General features: G+C 66.0%; 3 protein-coding genes. 2 read left to right on the forward strand and 1 reads right to left on the reverse strand.

From position 1 onward, the window contains the following. Positions 1–90: 90 nt before the first annotated feature. Positions 91–1,554 carry a PucR family transcriptional regulator gene (locus L0G76_RS14315; protein WP_304357834.1) on the reverse strand — a complete coding sequence of 488 codons (1,464 nt, stop codon included), beginning with the start codon at positions 1,552–1,554 and terminating at the stop codon, positions 91–93. 134 nt (positions 1,555–1,688) lie between these two features. Between L0G76_RS14315 and speB the strand changes: the two genes are divergently transcribed. Further along, a complete protein-coding gene (gene speB, locus L0G76_RS14320; RefSeq protein ID WP_304357835.1) occupies positions 1,689–2,699 on the forward strand; it encodes an agmatinase in 1,011 nt (336 codons plus the stop codon). 2 nt (positions 2,700–2,701) lie between these two features. After that, positions 2,702–4,453, forward strand: a complete 1,752-nt coding sequence (locus L0G76_RS14325) for a thiamine pyrophosphate-binding protein (RefSeq protein WP_304357836.1) — start codon at positions 2,702–2,704, stop codon at positions 4,451–4,453. Positions 4,454–4,517 lie beyond the last annotated feature (64 nt).

Consider the following 4,517-nt stretch of genomic DNA (forward strand, 5'->3'; position numbering starts at 1 on the left):
TTGAGCTGACTGCACCGGTTGAGCTGACTGCACCGGCCAAATCGCCTGCTCTGGCTAGGTTGGCCGAATCGGCTGAGCAGGCCGCGCGGCTCACAGTTCCGCGAGCTCAAGAGCCAGCGCCACGGCTTGAACCGATTCCGCCCGCGTGAGGTCCCGGCCCAACAGCGTCTCGATCTTCGCCATTCGCGCGCGCACCGTGTGCCGGTGGATGCCGAGTTCGGCCGCGATCGCGTCCTTCACTCCCCCAGCGGCGATGAATGATCGCAGGGTCAGCAGCAGATCCTGCCCGTCCCGCGAGACGAGGAGCGCACCCAGGACTCGATCGACGAATCTCTGCGCCGCCGATTCATCGATCGACGACAGCAGCGCCCGCACATCCGAGGTCGCACCTTCGTGCTGCGTTCGCCACACCGCCCAGGTGTGATGGACCTGGGTCAGTGGGATCATCTTCGCAAACAGCCGTTCGAGTCCGGCGACCTCCGCGACCCTGTCGACCACACTCGCCTGATCCGTTGCCGATTCGGCAACACCGGGATGACTCAGGTCGGCATTCCGGGTCCCGGGTTCGATGACACCGATCATCGACCCCGCACGGACCAGGAGGGTCCCGGTCCCCAGGTCGCTCAACAGCACTTCGGGAACCTCACCGCGCACGTTGCCGAAAACCGTGAACTTCACTCGCGAAACAGGAGCCAGCCCGGTCTGCTGCCTCCATTCGGCACGGGCTTCATCGGCACCCAAGGAAGTGACGAAAAGCCGAGAAACCGATCGCCGAGGCGACTCCTCGGTGACGCTCAGACTCAGCAGAGCCGCTGCGGTGGAGAGCAGGAGGGCACGGGTGCGGGAATTTCCAGCCACCTCGGCGGGGGTGAGGATCCATCCGCGGACCTGCTCATCTCCCACCGGAACGGCCTCCACGATGCCCGACTCGGTGCGCAGCAGACGCGGTGCCATGGACGGTTTGAGAGCCTCGGCGATCAGCTCGTGCCGGACCAGATTCTTCGCATCATCGCCGGTCAGGCCTCTGCCTGTGGGTGAGACGAATCGCACGTCCGTGCCCAGGGTGCCGGCGAGATCGGCGACCAGCGCGGCGGGCCCCTGGTGTGCGAGGTCGGTCGCGAATCGCCGTCCCGCACTGCTGGCGCGGGTGAGCTCTCGGGTCGTCTCCTCCTCACGCATGCGTGTGAAGGCATCGACGACCGCCACGAACGGGACCGGCTCGGGGACCCCGAACAGTGCCAGTCCCTGAGCCTGGGCCTGTTCGAGCAGCGCAGCGGGGATCGCCTGCCACGGCAGGGCCGAACCGAGGCCGATGCCAAGCGCATGGACTCCCACACGCTTGAGCCGGCCCACATAGTCGGCCACGCCCTCACCGCTGAGGTCCTGACCGACGCCGATCGTGAGCAGGACCTCTCCTCCGGCCAACCATTCGTCGACCTCGGGCAGCTCCGAGGAGTGGACGATCGCGACATCCTCCTGCCTGGCGCTCGGCGAATCGACGACGACCTCGAGAGCGAGTTCCGGATGCGCCCACAGCTGACCCAAAGTGACCATGAGAACCACACTATCCGCAATGGACACTCACCTCACCAATTACTCCACTATGGATATCTGTGTCGTGTGAGCCACGTCCTAGGCTGATGACAACACGCACCACTACGATCAAGCATCGCTTCGAAGGAGAGCCAATGTCGTCTCAACCCCTGGGACCAGCCGACTACAGCCAGACACCGCGTTTCGCGGGACCACCGACATTCGGTCTGCTGCCGCGCATCGATGAGGTCGAAGCAGCGCGACCCGGTGAGAAGATCGATGTCAAGATCCTCGGCGTCCCCTTCGACGCCGGAGTCAGCTATCGTCCGGGCGCCCGATTCGGACCCGGCCACATCCGCCAGTCCTCGAAGCTGCTGCGCCCCTACAACCAGGCGACGAACGTCCACGCGTTCACCTGGCAGCAGGTCGCCGACTGCGGTGACCTGGGCGTCAATCCCTTCGACATCGAAGAGGCCATCACAGAGGTCGAACGCAGCGCCGATGAGATGCGCGCCGATGGGGCGAAGCTGCTCACCCTCGGCGGCGACCACACTCTGGCTCTGCCGAACCTGCGCTCCCTGCACAAGACGCACGGCAAGATCGCGGTCCTGCACTTCGATGCCCACCTCGACACCTGGGACACCTACTTCGGGGCTCCGTACACTCATGGCACTCCGTTCCGACGCGCCAGCGAAGAAGGGCTGCTCGACCTCGAATCGTGCATGCATGTGGGCATCCGCGGACCGCTCTACGGCCAGAAGGATCTCGAAGACGATGCTGTGCTCGGCTTCCAGATCATCCGCAGCGACGACTATCAGTTCACCTCCATCCAAGAGGTTGTGGCACGTATGCGGGGGCGCCTCGGCGATGCACCGGTCTATCTGTCCGTCGACATCGACGTCCTCGATCCCGCGGCCGCACCCGGCACCGGCACCCCCGAGGCCGGCGGCATGACGAGTCGCGAACTCCTCAACTCCATCCGCGGGCTGCAGGGACTCAACATCGTCGGCGCTGAGATCGTCGAGGTCGCCCCTGCCTACGACCATGCGGAGATCACGGGACTCGCCGCCGCCCACGTCGGCTACGAGATGCTCTCCCTGTGGGCCGCCGAGCGCAACGGTCTCACCGGCCCCTCGGGGCCCAGCGGCGAAGCACTCGGAGCCTGACCATGGCAGAAGAAATCACAGACGACACCAGTTCCGGTCCTGGTGCCGACGCCAGTTCCGGTGCTGAGTTCCGCAACGGTGGTCGGGCCGTCATCGCGACCCTGGCCGCACACGGCGTCGACACCATCTTCGGGATCCCCGGTACCCACAACCTCGAGTTCTACCGGCATCTGAACGAGTTCGGCATCCGCGCGGTCACGCCTCGCCACGAGCAGGGCGCAGGCTATGGTGCCGACGGGTATTTCCTCGTCTCGGGCAAGCCCGGCGTCATCATCACCACCTCGGGCCCAGGCTTGACGAATGTCATCACGGCCGCGGCGACCGCGTATGCGGAGTCACGTCCGATGCTCATCCTCTCCCCCGGCGTTCCCACCGGACTGGAGCGTGCCGATGTCGGAATGCTGCACGAGACCAAGGACTCCTCCGGTGCCCTGAACCGCCTGTTGGTGTCCTCCCAGCGCACCCGCACGGCCGAAGGCGCCGCCCAGGCCGTCGCCGAGGCGTTCGCCATGTTCTCCTCGTCCCGCCCGGGTCCCGTCCACATCGAGGTTCCACTCGACGTGCTCGAAGGCGCCTGGAACGGCAGTGTGCCGACCCCGTTCACGGGTCGCCGTCCGGGGCTTGATTCGCATGTCATCTCCCGTGCCACCGAGGCGGTGCGCAGTGCCTTTCGTCCGTTCATCGTCGCAGGTGGCGGGGCTCGAAAGGCACATGCAGAGGTCCTGGCCCTCGCCGAGGTCCTCGATGCGCCGGTGGCCACGACCGCCAACGGCAAAGGCATCGTGCCTGAGGGCCACCATCTGTCCCTGGGGTCCAACGTTCGCTTTCCCCGCGTCCAGGCCGAGTCCGCTGCCGCCGACGTGCTCATCGTGCTCGGCTCCGAACTCGCCGACTCCGACCTGTGGGGCGGCCTCATCGGTGCCCAGACTGCCCCAGGTGTACGCGATGAGAATTCCGAGCAGATTGTCATCCGCTGCGACATCGACCCGGACCAGCTGGGCAAGAACCTCGGCGGGGACATCCTCGCCTGCGCCGACACGGGCGAATTCCTCACCGCGCTGATGACCGAGCTGGACCAGGGTGCGGCCACGGCCGCCTCGGCGGGATCGGTCGACGCGACAGGAACGCCCACCCCGGCGACGGAGACGAGCAGCACTCGAAGCGGAGCCGACAGGGTCGCGGAGATACGGGATTCCTGGGGTGCGGACTTCGACTTCGACTCCATCGGCGCTCGTGTCACCCGCTTGGTCGAACAGGGTGCCGGGCCATCCGTGGTGGTTGCAGGGGATTCGTCCCAGGTCACCTACGACGGATCGGTGCATGCGCTGACTGCCAGCACACCCGATCAGCTGCTCTACATGCCCGGATTCGCCACCTTGGGCTATGGAATCCCGGCAGCCATCGGGGCGAAACTGGCCGATGCCACTCGGCCGGTCGCCTGCATCCTCGGGGACGGGGCGGCCATGTTCTCGATCCAGGAGCTGATGGCCGCCAGCGAACTGGGACTGGGGATTCCCTTCGTCATCGTCGACAACGGCGGATATGCCGAAATCGAGGCTCAGATGGTCGATCGGAGCATGGAGCCCTTCGCGGTCAAGCTCGCTCGTCCCGACTTCGCAGCTCTGGGCCGGTCCATGGGCGGGGCCGGAGCCACGATCGCGGAGTCCGACATCGACGAGATGCTGCCGGCAGCCGTCGCCGAGGCGCTCGATCGGGACGTTCCCACCACCATTCACATCACCGTCGGGTGCTGAGGCACCCGCTTAGCAGATTGCTCATGCAGTCAATCAGGAAAGGGTCGACGTGGACTCTCTAGTC

Source organism: Brevibacterium picturae, assembly GCF_030453725.1.
GTDB classification, from domain to species: domain Bacteria; phylum Actinomycetota; class Actinomycetes; order Actinomycetales; family Brevibacteriaceae; genus Brevibacterium; species Brevibacterium sandarakinum_A.

Excerpts from the sequence above, each read along its gene's own strand:
- L0G76_RS14315 (WP_304357834.1), bottom strand. The coding sequence starts at position 1,554 with ATGGTCACTTTGGGTCAGCTGTGGGCGCATCCGGAACTCGCTCTCGAG.
- speB (WP_304357835.1), top strand. The coding sequence starts at position 1,689 with ATGTCGTCTCAACCCCTGGGACCAGCCGACTACAGCCAGACACCGCGT.
- L0G76_RS14325 (WP_304357836.1), top strand. The coding sequence starts at position 2,702 with ATGGCAGAAGAAATCACAGACGACACCAGTTCCGGTCCTGGTGCCGAC.